This window comes from Nocardia sp. NPDC046473 (genome assembly GCF_040645995.1).
Taxonomy (GTDB): Bacteria; Actinomycetota; Actinomycetes; order Mycobacteriales; family Mycobacteriaceae; genus Nocardia.
On record NZ_JBEYZJ010000007.1, the window covers coordinates 21,496 to 35,281 of the forward strand.

A 13,786-nucleotide genomic window follows, 5' to 3' on the forward strand; every position below is an offset into this window, starting at 1 on the left:
ACCGGCGTAGTCGCCCTCCGCAAACGCTCAGAAGAACCAGCCGAGCACAGCGTCGCGCTCGGTGCCGAAGGCCTCGTCGATCGCGCGTGCCTTGGCGGAATCCTTGGCCTGCAGGCGGTTTGCCGCCGTGAAGACGCGCGCGGGGTAGGCGCCGAGGTACATGCTGGCGAGGACGTCGATGCCGAGCTCGATATCGGCCGAACGCGTGGTCGGCGTGCATTCGGCGATGCCGTCGCGGATGGTGAGGGCGAAGGTGCCACCCGCGTCGCGGAACGGATCCGCCACCGCGAGTACGACATCCAGGTCGCGCTGGTAGGTGCGGGCGGTCAGCGCAGCGGGAATGTCCATGAGCCGCAACCACAGTGCGTCATAACGCGCATTGGTCCGGACCAGTCGGACGTCGGTGAGCAGGTAGGGCAGCGGGTCGTTGTCGCTCAGCGCCGCGTCGACCCGCTGCACGAGCTCGAGCCCGACCAGCGCCCGCCACAGCGCGACGTGCGCGTCGGGGGTCACCGCCCGCAGCTCGACCACCTCGGCGATGTTGACGTTCTCGGCACGGCGGTAGCGGTACAGCGCATATCCGTCCGGATGCAGCAGCGCGAACAGATCGGTGCCGCCGCCGCGTACCGCCACCGGGTCGGCGAACAGCATCGCCCAGCTGGCCTCCGGGCGCACCTGGGCGCCGGGCACGATCCGGCGCCACCGGTCATAGATCGCCTGCACCTGATCGGTCACCTCGGCGAGCGTGACGAGTTCGACGCCACCGGGATCCGGTGCCGACGGCCGGAATTCGGCGAACCGCCGATCGATGCTCACCGCGTTCTCCCGCACCGTCGGCCCGTAACCGAAGCGCCCGTAGATGGTGCCCTGGCTCACCGTGAAGATGGTCAACGCCACCCCGTCCGCCTCGGTGCGCCGATGCTGCTCGGTGTACATCGCTCGCAGGATGCCGCGCCGCCGATGCGTCGGCGCGACACAGACTGCCGCGATGCCGCACGCCTCGACCGCACGCTCACCCGGCACCGTCAGCGTCATCCGTGTCGCCTTCGTCGCCCCGACCACCCGTCCGCCGTCAACCGCGACCACGGCATTCTCGATGGCGAACACCCTGGCCTCCGGCGCCAGCGTCGCCGAGGGCGATCGCATGCCGAAGGCGGTATCGGCGAGCCGCGTGATGGCCGCGTCGTCGGCCGCGGTAGCCGACCGAATGGTGATTCCGTTTGGCAGCGTCATGGCACGACCTTCGCACGTCCGCACCGCTGCGCGCATCCGCATTTCGTGGCGTCGGTCCGCCGCCCGCGCTGTCCGGTCCGTCCATCATTCAGGCCCGAGAACAGCGATTTCGTCAACTTTGCCGCCGCTGCCGGTTGCCCGGCCGGAATCGGTGCGTCGCTCATGTCGGGCCCATGGGTGGTGGGCCGTACAGGCCGGGCAGGATGAAGCGGTGGCCGAAGTTATCGACATCGACGATCCCGCCGATCCGCGGGTAGTCGATTTCCGCGACCTCAAGTCGGCCGATCGCCGACCCGATCTGCCGGGCCGTCAGGGCCTGGTGATCGCGGAAGGGGTGGTGGTCGTGCAGCGGATGCTCGATTCGCGATTCAGGCCGACTGCGCTGCTCGGGGTCGCGCGCAAATACACGGAACTGGCCGAGGATCTCGCCGAAGTCGACGTGCCGTACTACCGGGCGACGGCGGAGGTGATGGCCGAGGTGGTCGGGTTCCATCTGAACCGCGGCGTGCTCGCCGTCGCCCGCCGTCCGGCGACGCTGAGCCTGGACGACGTCATCGACAAGGCCCGCACCGTCGCGGTGCTCGAGGGCGTGAACGACCACGAGAACCTGGGCTCGATGTTCCGCAACGCGGCCGGCCTCGGTGTCGACGCGATCCTGTTCGGCGATCGCTGCGCCGATCCGCTGTATCGCCGCTCGGTGCGGGTGTCCATGGGGCACGTGCTGCGGGTGCCGTTCGCGCAGGTGCCGGACTGGCCGGACGGCTTGGATATCCTCCGGCGCAAAGGGTTTCAGATGATCGCGCTGACGCCGAGCCCAGCGGCGGTGAACCTTGCCATGGCGATGACCGGCGAACGAGTGGCGCTGCTGCTCGGTGCCGAAGGGCCGGGGTTGACCGAGGAAGCCATGCGGGCCACCGACGTTCGGGCGCGGATCCCGATGTCGCCGGGCACCGATTCGCTGAATGTGGCGACGGCTGCGGCGATGGCGTTCTACGAGCGCGTGCGGACTGCGTGACCTCCCTGCCGAAACGCCGGGCAGTACTGGCTTGTCGCTGTGATGCTGACGCCGCAATACGTATGGTCGTGGAGAAGGTGGTCGGCAGGGTCGGATTCGTTCGCTCCTGGCGACATCGGTGCCCAATCGAATGTCTGCGACGTCGGCGTATGTTTCGTAATTCGAGACGAGTTCGCGGTTGCGTTGCTTATATATCGGACTTTCGGCTGAGTTCAGTTCGCCGCGGGCGCATAAATGGTCGTATAGGTTACAGAGGTAGCGCTGTGTGTGCCGGAACAACTGATGCAGTCGGGCTGATCCGAGGACGTAATGCGCTCCGCCCCGGCGGCGCCATCGACTCGAATTTCGGCCACGCCGACATAGGTGTCGTAGTTCGAGATCAGCTGCCGGATCCTGGTGGTGCTGCTCATATCAGATACCTTTCTTGCGATCGAGTGCTCGGTTCGATGCCGTGCCCGAATGCTCAGTGCGCAGCGGAGACATCGTGGGTGACAACAATCGTGTAGCCCGGCGCAGAACTCCAGTGTCGAGGTGAGAAGCGTGGTCTGTGCATCGTCCACGGTGGTGCCGATTTCCATTTCGGCAATATCGGCGTAAGTGTCGTAGTCGGCGATCAGCGCAGCTGTATGGCTCGCCTGTTCATGATGGTTGCCCTCCCTTTTGTGCAATCCATGGCCGAAGCTGTCGCGCCGGGATATCTGGCCGCAATGATTCGACGCGGGGAATCAGGGAATGGGGCTGGTCGAGGCTGGATATCGATTGTCCTGACCGGACAGCGCGTTCGTCCGGAGATTGCCCGGCGGCCTGGATATACTTCGCCGCGAAGGATTCGAAGCCCTTCCCGCCCGCGCGACCCGGTGCTGCAGCCCGGTCGGCCGACGGCGGGCAGGGCATTGATGGTCGACACCGGCCCGTTGCGACTGGCCAGTACGGTCGCGATGGAGTTCGATGAGCAGGTGAGGACTTCGTGACTGGTTACTATCAGGGCCCGACACCGTGGGGCACGGGCATCACCGTCGCGATCATGGTCGGGCTGCTTGCCGCGGTCGCGGTGTTCTCCTTCGGCCGGGCGCTCGCCGAGGTGCATCCGCTGCTGGCGGTGGCGGTGAACCTGATCGCGGCCGGTGGTGCGGCGCCGACCGTGTGGCGATGGCGGTGGACGCCGGTGACCAGGTGGGTGGTCGGCGGTGGCGCGGCGGGGGTGCTGCTCGGCTGGGTGGCGCTGCTGATCAACGGGTTTGCGGGTTAAGAGACCCGGTCGTGGCCGCGTAGCCAGCCGAACAGGCCGCGTCTCGGGCGCACGCTTTCCGGCTCCTGCTGCGGCGGGATGCGGGTGGCCGGGTCGGGCGCTTGGCCTTTCGGATACAGCGTGAACCCGCACACCGCGACGTCGCCGGGCACCAGCGCGCCCTCGGCGGCGGGGGAACGATAGTGGAAGCCGAGCCATTCGTTGTTGGCGGCGTCGGCGAAATCGGGTGGATCGAACGGCAGGGTCTGTGGGTCGGGCAGCTCGCCCGCGCGCCAGCGGACCGGATGATCGCCCGCCCAGTACGGCCGCTCCCACACCAGCGGCAGGCCTTCGTCCTCCAGGATGTTCACCCGGCTGGAACTGAACGCCCTGCGGAATTCGCCGCGCTCCCAATGCGCGAACGCGCCCCAGCCGTGCGCGGTGTCGAACGACACCAGATAGGTGTGCTCGGAGGCCAGCGGGCGGACCAGCAGTTCCGGGATCTCGGTCGGGTGGATCCGCGCGGCCTGCGCCGAGCACACGACCGTCACGCCCGGGTAGCAACCGATGTAGACCTCGTCGAGGTCCGGGCCCGCACAGCCCGCGAGGGTGCCGACCATGATCGGCAGCACATCCCGGTCGCTGTACAGCTGCTTCGCCAGCGCCAGTGCGGCATCGGGATCTGGATCATGGTTGGCCCGCAGGACCGTCAGCGGATCGGGTGCGTCGACGTACCAGAGCGACGAAGCTTTCGATAGCATTTCCGGCACCTCCCGATGGTTGCACGAATCAGCTCCGCGAACTTCGAGCAACGCACAGTGATATCGAGCGATTCACCGACCAGGTGCCTCGCCCGCTACTTTGCGCGTCGTCGACCACACCCTAAAAATCTACTCTGTTCCGCCTCTCCGCGTATTCAAGCCAGACTTAGGCGCGTTGCGAGTTGCGTTGGCGGCCAGCGGTGATGTGGGTGAAGGCGTCGGCCAGTCCCCCGACGAGCTACCCATGTGCTCACGAAATCAGTTGCCAGGCGGGGAATTGCCTGTCACCCCTGCCGGGCAGCGCGGACATGACAATGCGCTGCGGACAAAGCCTTCGTACCGTGCAGCTCCACGAGGAGAGCAGCTGGCGATCTCAGTGCCCCGAGCTTCGCACCCCGAGCAGCACGTCCTCCCAGGACGGCATAGGCGCCTTGCCACGCTTGGTGCGGGCGGACTTCGCAGGCGCTTTGGCGTTCGCAGCGGGCTTGGCGGGTTCCTCGGCGGCAGGCTTCGCCGATGCGGCAGGCGCGGCCGGGGCGGTCTCCGCAGGGGTGCTCGGCGCCGTCGGTGCGGGTGCGCTCGGTGCGGGCGCCGGGTTTGCCGCAGCAGGCGTCGCAGTGGTTGCGGCGGTAGGGGTTGCGGTCGCGCCGGCCGTGATGGCAGGCGTGTTCGCGCCACCGGCCGCGACGGCACGCTGCTCGTAGTACTCGTCCAGGGTGGGCTGGCTCTGCTGGCGTGCCGCGGGACGCGCGGGCGGCGCCGCGGGCGCGGGAAGCGGTTCGACGGTGGGTTCCGGCTGCGGCGCGGGGGCGGCGACCTCCGGCTCGGCGGGCAGGATCGTCGCGAGGCCCCGTAGCGCGCGGCCGAAGTCGGGATCGATCAGGTCGGAGGCGGGGTCGTCGAGCGGGGAGACCGATCCGCCGTGTGCGTCGGGCTGGTAGCGCCAGTGTGCGGCGATCTCGGAACGCCCGTTCTGCCATTGCAATTGGGCGACCCAGAAGCCCTTCTCGTCCTTCCAGGCGTCCCATTCGGCGCCCTCGATGTTGTGCCCGCGCTCGGTGAAGGCTGCGGTGACGACATCGATGAGGGTTTCCACGGCGGGGCCGTCGGGGCGGACGGGGTGCGCTTTCTGCGCGAGTTCGGCTGCGCGGGCCCGTTCCAGCAGCACGGGGTAGGCGAACCGCTCGACACGGCTGGCCGGCATGCCGGATTCTTCGGTGACCTGGTCGACGGAGGCGCCGGCACGGATACGAGCCTGAATATCGCGAGGACGCATAGTTGCTTCCATTTCGATCTCGATCTGGCCGAATCGGGCAAGGTCTCCGCGCGCTGCGGCTCGTAGCTTGTCGTCGGCGGGAAGCCGGTATTTCGCGCCGGACTCGGTGTCGATACACACGATGTGCGTGGAGTCGGGCGTCACCCCGATCACTCGAAGTTCACGCACCGTTACCTCCTTACCGCGTCGACCCGCGACACCGCCCACTTTCCGAAACAGTAGTGCACTTCTGGGATTCGTGGGGCGAGACACGCGGGGCGGAAATCTCCGAAGAGACTCCCGCACCCCGCTAATCTGCTCTGTTCGACTTACCGCAGTTCTCGGTGCGGCGTGTCATCTGTGGCGTGTCGCGCTCGATCCCGGTGTGTCAGCCCAGATTCTGCACGACCCAGTCGATGCTGCGAGTGAGCTGGCTGACGTCTTCGGGGTCGATGGCCGGGAACATGCCGACGCGCAGCTGGTTGCGGCCCAGCTTACGGTAGGGCTCGGTGTCGACGATTCCATTGGCGCGCAGCACCTTCGCCACCGCGGCCGCGTCGACCGAGTCGGCGAAGTCGATGGTGCCGACCACCTGCGAGCGGTGTGCCGGGTCGGCGACGTACGGCGTGGCGAATTCGCTGGACTCGGCCCAGTTGTACAGGCGCGACGAGGAATCCAGCGTCCGCTTGACCGCCCAGTCCAGGCCGCCGTTGCCGTTGAGCCACTCGATCTGGTCGACGAGCAGCAGCAGGGTGGCCAGCGCCGGGGTGTTGTAGGTCTGATCCTTGGTGCTGTTGTCGATCGCGATCGGCAGCGACAGGAACTCCGGCGTCCACCGGCCCGAGGTCTTGATCTCGTCGACCCTGGCCAGCGCGGCGGGGCTCATCAGCGCGACCCACAGGCCACCGTCGGCGGCGAAGCTCTTCTGCGGCGCGAAGTAGTAGACGTCGGCGTCGGCGATGTTCACCGGCAGACCGCCCGCGCCCGAGGTGGCGTCGATCGCGATCAGCGCGTTCTCCGAACCCGCCGGGCGCTGCACCGGAATCGAGACGCCGGTGGAGGTTTCGTTGTGCGCCCAGCCGATCAGGTCGACCGACGGATCCGACACCGGCTCCGGCGCGCTGCCCGGCTCGGCCGAGACGACGATCGGGTCGCCGATGAACGGGTTGCCCTTGGCCACACTGGCGAACTTCGAGCTGAACTCACCGTTGGTGAGGTGCAGCGAACGCTCCCGGATCAGGCCGAACGCGGCCGCATCCCAGAACGCGGTGGTACCACCGTTGCCGAGCACCACCTCGTAACCGTCGGGCAGCCCGAACAGTTCGCGTAGACCCGAGCGCACCCGGGCGACCACATCCTTCACCGGCTTCTGCCGATGACTGGTTCCGAACACCGAGGCGCCGACGGTCACCAGGGACTGCAACTGCTCCGGTCGCACCTTGGAGGGGCCACAGCCGAATCGTCCGTCGGCGGGCTTGAGGTCGTCGGGGATCGTCGGGAACGCAGTGGTCATGCCAACAGGGTAAAGCGTGTCGGACCAGCCCGGTTCGTGCGGGTCGGCACCTGTGCTCGAGGCCACGGGCGCCCGCGTGGGCGCGCCACGCCGGATTCGGCACGGTCTGCTCGGGTTGCGGTGGTATTGCTGTGTCGCCGACCACACGCCAGCTAACCTTTGCGCCCATGAACATGGCGTCGACGAACTCGGGGTGGCGATTGCTCGGACGACGGCCACGGACCTTCGGACGGCACATCGGCGCGATTTCCGATGGTGCGCGGCGCGAGTTGCTGATGCGTGGCGCGCTGGGTTCGGCGACGATCCTCGGCGTGCGGCCGAGCGCCAAGGCGACGGCGGGCGAACTCGCGGTGGGCGGGGCGCCGGGGCAGGTGTTCTGGGTGCGGGTACTGGTCGACGGCATACCGCCGTACGAGACCAGGGTGCGACAGCGGGTGTCCGAGGCGAATCTGGAATGGATGCAGCCCGGCGATGTGGTGTGCTGCCGAGTCGATCCGGGCGATCGGGATCGATTGGTGCTCTACGTGCCCGATTTCGCGGAGACCGGCCGGGTCAGCCTCTCGAAGATCCTCGCCGACGGCCGCCGCGCCGACGCGACGGTGCTCGCCGCGACCCCGGTCGCCGCGGACTACTCCGGCCGCGACGATCCGGTGCTGCGCCTCGACCTCGAACTGCGCGCCTGGGACGAGCCGAAGCCGTGGCTCGTCCGCCTCGTCCAACCGGTGCCGCTGGCCGCGATCGGCCTGGTCGATCTCGGCCAGCACCTGGAGGTCGCCTTCTTCACCGTCGACCACGGCGAATCCGTGGCGGTCGACTGGGCCGCCTCGCTCGGCGAGGACTGACCCCGCACGCTTGCTGATTCCCCGCACCGAAGATCGCATGCGATTCTCGGTGCGGCTCGGCGAAAGGCGTGTGGCTCAGAGGTGCACGAAGGTAAAGCCCATGTCCCGGATGGTCGGCAGGGCGGCGATCATGCCCGCGCCGGTGCCGGACTGCGGCCGGTGCATGTGCGCGAGTGAAATCGCCCCCGGCGCAGCGGCATTCATCGCGGCCTGCACCTTGGCGGCGGTCGCGGTCGCGCCGTAGTCGGCGTTGATGCTGAAACCGACCGGGGTTTCCCCTAATTCGTTCACGATGGCGACGGCGACCTCGTCGTAGTGCGCCGTGCCCGCGCGGAAGAACCGCGGTGGCTTGCCGACCAGTCCGGTCAGTCGCTCGTGATTGGCCCAGACCTCGTCGGCCGCCTCCTGAGCCGACCCGGTGCCGTTGATCCCGTAGGCGGCGCGCCCGTTCACCGACAGTGGCCGGTGTGCCACACCGTGATTGGCCAGTTCGAACAGCGGGCTCATCGCCAGTTGGGCGGCCCGCCCTTGATTCGCGTCGATCCAGCGCTTGTTCAAGAACAAGGTGGCCGGAATCTCGTGGGCGATCAGGAAGTTCACCAACGATTCATCTATGTCGTTGTTGCCCGGCCCGCCGCACGCGTCGAAGGTCAGCGCCATCTGCTTGCCGGTGGCCGCGAAAGTGCTGATGATGCCCGCCAACTCGACGCCCCACTGCTTCGGCTGCTCACCGGCGTGCCTGGCGGCCACGGCGGCGGGGGAGTTGTTCGGCGCGGGTGCGGCCTTGGCAACCACCGGGGAATCGCCCGCGACCGGGTAGGGACTCGTCGAATTCGACTGCGCGAACGCCGTATCGCTTTGTGCCGTGCCACATCCGGTGGTGGCGAACCCGGCGGCCAGCGCGGCGCCGACGCCGAACATCCGCCGTCGCGACAGTCCTCTTTCGAACATCCGTCAACCCCTCTTCTCGAAGTCAGCCACGGATGCTACGCGAGCCGAACGTCCAACTGGTGCAGGACATTCGGCTCGCGGTCATATCATCGAACTATTGCTATGCGTGCGAGATGGCTGCCCAGCCCGCGACGTCCTCCGGGCGGCGCGGTGCGGGCCCGGTGTAGATGGCCGCCGGACGCACCAGCTTGCCGAGCTGCTTCTGTTCGAGGATATGCGCACACCAACCAGCGGTGCGGCCGCAGGTGAACATGGCGGGCATCATGTGCGCGGGCACCTCGGCGAAGTCGAGGATCACCGCCGCCCAGAACTCGACGTTGGTCTCGATCGCCCGATCCGGGCGACGCTCGCGCAGCTCGGCCAGCGCGGCCTGCTCCAGCGCGGCGGCCACCTCGTAGCGCGGCGCGGCGAGTCGCTTGGCGGTGGCGCGCAGCACGCGGGCCCGCGGGTCCTCGGCCCGGTACACCCGGTGCCCGAAGCCCATCAGCTTTTCCTTGCGGTCCAGGATGCCCTTGACCAAACCACGGGCGTCGCCGGTCTTTTCGACCTCTTCGATCATCGGCAGCACGCGGGCGGGCGCGCCACCGTGCAGCGGGCCGGACATCGCGCCGATCGCGCCGGACAGCGAGGCCGCGACATCGGCGCCGGTCGAGGCGATCACCCGCGCGGTGAAGGTGGAGGCGTTCATGCCGTGCTCGGCGGCCGACACCCAGTAGGCGTCGATCGCCTCGGTGTGCTTCGGGTCCGGGTCACCCTTCCAGCGGGTCATGAACCGCTCGGTGACCGTGTGGCACTCGTCGATCTTCTTCTGCGGGACCGCGGGCTGGTAGATACCGCGCGCGGACTGGGCGACGTAGGACAGCGCCATCACCGAGGCGCGAGCCAGGTTGTCGCGTGCGGTCTCGTCATCGATGTCGAGCAGCGGCTGGTAGCCCCAGATCGGGGCGAGCATGGCCAGGCCGGCCTGCACGTCGACCCGCACGTCGCCGGTGTGCACCGGCAGCGGGAAGGGCTCGGCGGGCGGCAGGCCGCGGCCGAATTCGCCGTCGACCAGCAGGGCCCAGACATCACCGAAGGTCACCTGGCCCTCGACCAGGTTCTCGATGTCGACGCCGCGGTAGCGCAGCGCGCCGCCGTCCTTGTCGGGCTCGGCGATGTCGGTGGTGAAAGCCACCACGCCCTCGAGGCCACTGACGAAATCACTGGGTACGGCGGTCTGCCCGGTAGGCACCGCGGGGGTGGTAGTCATGGTGTGACTTCTCCTTGCAACTTCGGGCCGCATGATGCTCGCGTCGATCAGGGGTTGATGAGGCTCGCCGAGCACATGCCGATCACCATCACCTTAGATCCTTGCTACCGCGGAGTAACGTCTGGCCCATGCGTGACCTGGACAATTCACCCGGCGGCCAGGAGACGGCCGATATCCCGCCGAGCACCGATCTCGCGGGCATGCGCGCCGACTACGGCGGCGCCCCGTTCGGCAGCGGCGAAGACGTTGATTTGGACGAAACCTGGCTGGCCGGCGGCTGGGAGCCGTTGCTGCGCCACTGGATCGAGCAGGCGACCGCGGTCGGCGTCGCGGAGCCGAACGCCATGGTGCTGGCCACCGTGTCACTGGCCGACGGCACGCCGCGACCGGTGGCCAGGACGGTGCTGTGTAAAGGGCTCTCACCGGAGGGTGTGACTTTTTACACCAACTACGACTCGGCCAAGGGCGGCCAGCTCGCCGCGGTGCCGTTCGCCGCCGTCACCTTCGTCTGGCCCGCGCTCGGCAGGCAGGTGCATGTGCGCGGCGCGATCGAGCGGGTCGCCGCCGAGACCACCGCGGTGTACTGGCGTTCCCGGCCGCGTGATTCGCAGCTCGGCGCGTGGGCCTCGCACCAGTCCCAGCCGATCGGTTCGCGCGCCGAGATGGACCGGCTGATGGCCGAGACCGTCGCGCGCTTCGACACCGTCGACGAGATTCCGGTGCCGCCGCACTGGGGCGGCTTCCTGCTCCGCCCGGACGAGGTGGAGTTCTGGCAGGGGCGTCACGGCAGGCTGCACAACCGGATTCGGGTGCTCATCGATCAGGACGCGATGACGGTGCAGCGACTACAGCCCTGAGGTATTCCCGACGCGCGGGTGACAAATATCAATTCGAATCAACCGGCGTCGACTGGCTACGCTGCCGCCGGTGAGACTGCTGGCCGACACCACACCGCTGCGCAATCCCGACTATCGACGCCTGTGGACCTCGGGTGTCGTCACCATCATCGGTGCGCAGCTGTCCATTGTCGCGGTGCCGCAGCAGATCTTCCAGATCACCGGCAGCTCGGGCTATGTGGGCCTGGCCGGGCTGTTCGGCCTGGTGCCGCTGATCGTGTTCGGCCTGTGGGGTGGCGCGCTCGCGGACGTGATGGACCGGCGCAAGCTGATGCTCATCACCAATGTCGGCACCGGGCTGACGGCGGTGGCGTTCTGGGTGCAGGCCGCGTCGGGCATCGACAACGTGTGGGTGGTGCTCGGCCTGTTCGCGGTGCAGCAGGCGTTCTTCGCGGTGAACCAGCCGACGCGCAGCGCGACCATCCCGCGGCTGCTGCCGGAAGACCAACTGGCCGCGGCCAATTCGCTGAGCATGACGGTGATGCAGTTCGGCGCCATCGCCGGACCGGTGCTGGCCGGCGCGCTGATCCCGGTGGTCGGGCTGGCCACGCTGTACCTGATCGACTCCATCGCCCTGCTCGCCACGATCTGGGCGGTGTGGCGGTTGCCCGCGCTGCCGCCGACCGGATCCGCGCGCAAGGCCGGATTCCGCACGGTGCTGGACGGTTTCGGCTACCTGGCCACCCAGCGGATCCTGCTCGCCTCGTTCGCGGTGGACGTGATCGCCATGGTGTTCGGCATGCCGCGCGCGCTGTTCCCGCAGATCGCGCACGAGACCTTCGGCGATCCGACCACCGGCGGCGTCGCGCTCGGCCTGCTGTTCGCATCCATGTCGGCGGGCGCGGTGCTCGGCGGGGTGTTCTCCGGCTGGATACCGCGCATTCGTCGCCAGGGCCTTGCCGTGCTCGTCTGCATCGCGCTGTGGGGCGTGGCCATGGTCGGCTTCGGCGTTGCCATCGGATTCACCGGACACGGGCTCGGCCTCGGCGTCGGGCTCTGGCTCGCGCTGATCTGCTCGGCCTTCGGCGGCGCGGTGGACATGGTCTCGGCCGCGCTGCGGGTGACCATGCTGCAGCAGGTCGCCACCGACGAGATGCGCGGCAGGCTGCAGGGCGTGTTCATCGTGGTTGTCGCAGGTGGGCCGCGAATCGGTGATGTTGCCCACGGTTTTGCGGCAGCGAGTCTGGGTACCGCCGTGGCGGCGGCCGGTGGTGGCGCTTTGGTGGTGATCGGCGTCGTGATCGCCGCCGTCGCATTCCCGGCATTCGTGCGATACCGGGTAGGCCGCGCACATGCGGAAATGGTGGCACCATGAGCGCGGCGAACATTCGGCAACTGTTGTTGGACGAGTTGTTCGGGCCTCACTCGGCCACGAGGTGATTGTGAGGTGCCGCAGGACTACCCTCCTGGTTGTCCGTGTCGGTGAACGTCTAGCGTTGAGACAAGTGCATCGTGCGCCGACCGCGACGATGCCTACGGTTCTAGCCTGAGAGGGATCCTTCCGTGCCCGCTGAGAACATCATCAACGTCGACGAAGACGCCAAGCCGGTGCTTACCTACCCCGGCGGGGAGTTCCCGATGACGGTCGCCAAGGCCGCCGAAGGCAACGACGGAATCGAGCTGGGAAAGCTCCTGGCCAGCACGGGGTACGTCACCTACGACCCGGGCTTCATGAACACCGCCCCGACCAAGTCGGCGATCACCTACATCGACGGTGAGGCGGGCATCCTCCGCTACCGCGGTTACCCGATCGACCAGCTCGCGGGCACGTCGACCTTCATCGAGGTCAGCTACCTGCTGATCTACGGCGAGCTGCCCACGCAGACCCAGCTGGACGACTTCACCGACCGGATCCGCAGGCACACGCTGCTGCACGAGGATCTGAAGCGGTTCTTCGACGGCTTCCCGCGCAACGCGCACCCGATGCCGGTGCTGTCCTCCGCGGTGAACGCGCTGTCGGCCTACTACCAGGATTCGCTGGACCCGCGCGACCCCGAACAGGTCGAGCTGTCCACCATCCGGTTGCTGGCCAAGCTGCCGACCATCGCGGCCTACTCGTACAAGAAGTCCGTCGGCCAGCCGTTCCTCTACCCGGACAACTCGCTGAGCCTGGTGGAGAACTTCCTCCGGATGACCTTCGGCTTCCCGGCCGAGCCGTACGAGGTCGACCCCGAGGTCGCCGCGGCGCTGGACATGCTGCTCATCCTGCACGCCGACCACGAGCAGAACTGCTCCACCTCGACGGTCCGGCTCGTCGGCTCCTCCGACGCCAACCTGTTCACCTCGGTATCCGGCGGCATCAACGCCCTGTGGGGTCCGCTGCACGGCGGCGCGAACCAGGCTGTGCTGGAGATGCTCGACGGCATCAAGGCCGACGGCGGCGACGTGAAGGAATTCATCCGCAAGGTCAAGAACAAGGAAGACGGCGTGAAGCTCATGGGCTTCGGGCACCGCGTCTACCGCAACTACGACCCGCGCGCCGCGATCGCCAAGAAGCACGCCGACGCGATCCTGCAGAAGCTCGGCAACGACGAGCTGTTCGACATCGCGCAGGCGCTGGAAGAGGCCGCGCTCACCGACGAGTACTTCGTCGAGCGTCGCCTGTACCCGAACGTCGACTTCTACACCGGCGTCATCTATAAGGCCATGGGCTTCCCGACCCGCATGTTCACCGTGCTGTTCGCGATGGGCCGCCTCCCGGGCTGGATCGCGCACTGGCGCGAAATGCACAGCGAGCCACTGAAGATCGGCCGGCCGCGGCAGATCTACACCGGCTACGGCGCGCGCGACTACCGCGAGATCACCAATCGTTAGTTCCACCGTTTCACCCACCATCACCTAAT

13 protein-coding genes are annotated in these 13,786 nt (G+C 67.9%); 6 read left to right on the forward strand and 7 right to left on the reverse strand.

Annotation, left to right across the window (positions count from 1 at the left end):
• Positions 1-27: 27 nt before the first annotated feature.
• A complete protein-coding gene (locus ABZ942_RS25130) occupies positions 28-1,233 on the reverse strand; it encodes a GNAT family N-acetyltransferase (protein WP_357385963.1) in 1,206 nt (401 codons plus the stop codon).
• A 211-nt stretch (positions 1,234-1,444) separates the two neighbouring features.
• On the opposite strand from ABZ942_RS25130, the gene ABZ942_RS25135 reads away from it, so the two are divergent.
• Entirely contained in the window at positions 1,445-2,248 is an 804-nt protein-coding gene (locus ABZ942_RS25135) for an RNA methyltransferase (protein ID WP_357385965.1), read from the forward strand.
• Between the two features lie 212 nt (positions 2,249-2,460).
• Here the strand turns inward: ABZ942_RS25135 and ABZ942_RS25140 are convergent, their stop codons facing one another.
• Positions 2,461-2,658, reverse strand: coding sequence for a hypothetical protein (locus tag ABZ942_RS25140; protein ID WP_357385967.1), 198 nt, complete (start codon positions 2,656-2,658; stop codon positions 2,461-2,463).
• A gap of 557 nt (positions 2,659-3,215) precedes the next feature.
• Here ABZ942_RS25140 and ABZ942_RS25145 point away from each other — a divergent pair.
• On the forward strand, positions 3,216-3,497 hold the full coding sequence (locus ABZ942_RS25145) for a DUF2537 domain-containing protein (RefSeq protein WP_357385969.1): 282 nt from the start codon (positions 3,216-3,218) through the stop codon (positions 3,495-3,497).
• On the opposite strand, the gene ABZ942_RS25150 is transcribed toward ABZ942_RS25145, so the two are convergent.
• The 3 genes from ABZ942_RS25150 to serC form a co-directional block, all read right to left on the reverse strand.
• Positions 3,494-4,237 carry a hypothetical protein gene (locus ABZ942_RS25150; RefSeq protein ID WP_357385971.1) on the reverse strand — a complete coding sequence of 248 codons (744 nt, stop codon included), beginning with the start codon at positions 4,235-4,237 and terminating at the stop codon, positions 3,494-3,496. The two genes, ABZ942_RS25145 and ABZ942_RS25150, sit on opposite strands and share 4 nt — an antisense overlap.
• Before the next feature lie 373 nt (positions 4,238-4,610).
• A complete protein-coding gene (sepH, locus tag ABZ942_RS25155) occupies positions 4,611-5,681 on the reverse strand; it encodes a septation protein SepH (protein WP_357385973.1) in 1,071 nt (356 codons plus the stop codon).
• 199 nt (positions 5,682-5,880) lie between these two features.
• A complete protein-coding gene (gene serC / locus ABZ942_RS25160; protein ID WP_357385975.1) occupies positions 5,881-7,005 on the reverse strand; it encodes a phosphoserine transaminase in 1,125 nt (374 codons plus the stop codon).
• A 167-nt stretch (positions 7,006-7,172) separates the two neighbouring features.
• Here serC and ABZ942_RS25165 point away from each other — a divergent pair, with 167 nt between their 5' ends.
• Positions 7,173-7,847, forward strand: a complete 675-nt coding sequence (locus ABZ942_RS25165) for a hypothetical protein (RefSeq protein ID WP_357385977.1) — start codon at positions 7,173-7,175, stop codon at positions 7,845-7,847.
• A gap of 75 nt (positions 7,848-7,922) precedes the next feature.
• On the opposite strand, the gene ABZ942_RS25170 is transcribed toward ABZ942_RS25165, so the two are convergent.
• Complete coding sequence (locus ABZ942_RS25170) at positions 7,923-8,798, reverse strand: polysaccharide deacetylase family protein (protein ID WP_357385979.1); 876 nt, start codon at positions 8,796-8,798, stop codon at positions 7,923-7,925.
• 100 nt (positions 8,799-8,898) lie between these two features.
• Positions 8,899-10,047 carry a citrate synthase 2 gene (locus ABZ942_RS25175; protein ID WP_357385981.1) on the reverse strand — a complete coding sequence of 383 codons (1,149 nt, stop codon included), beginning with the start codon at positions 10,045-10,047 and terminating at the stop codon, positions 8,899-8,901.
• A 128-nt stretch (positions 10,048-10,175) separates the two neighbouring features.
• Between ABZ942_RS25175 and pdxH the strand changes: the two genes are divergently transcribed.
• From pdxH to ABZ942_RS25190, 3 genes are all read left to right on the forward strand, one after another.
• Positions 10,176-10,904, forward strand: a complete 729-nt coding sequence (pdxH, locus tag ABZ942_RS25180; RefSeq protein WP_357385983.1) for a pyridoxamine 5'-phosphate oxidase — start codon at positions 10,176-10,178, stop codon at positions 10,902-10,904.
• A gap of 70 nt (positions 10,905-10,974) precedes the next feature.
• Complete coding sequence (locus tag ABZ942_RS25185; RefSeq protein WP_357385985.1) at positions 10,975-12,258, forward strand: MFS transporter; 1,284 nt, start codon at positions 10,975-10,977, stop codon at positions 12,256-12,258.
• Positions 12,259-12,446: 188 nt separating this feature from the next.
• Positions 12,447-13,757, forward strand: a complete 1,311-nt coding sequence (locus ABZ942_RS25190) for a citrate synthase (protein ID WP_357385987.1) — start codon at positions 12,447-12,449, stop codon at positions 13,755-13,757.
• Positions 13,758-13,786: the final 29 nt, after the last annotated feature.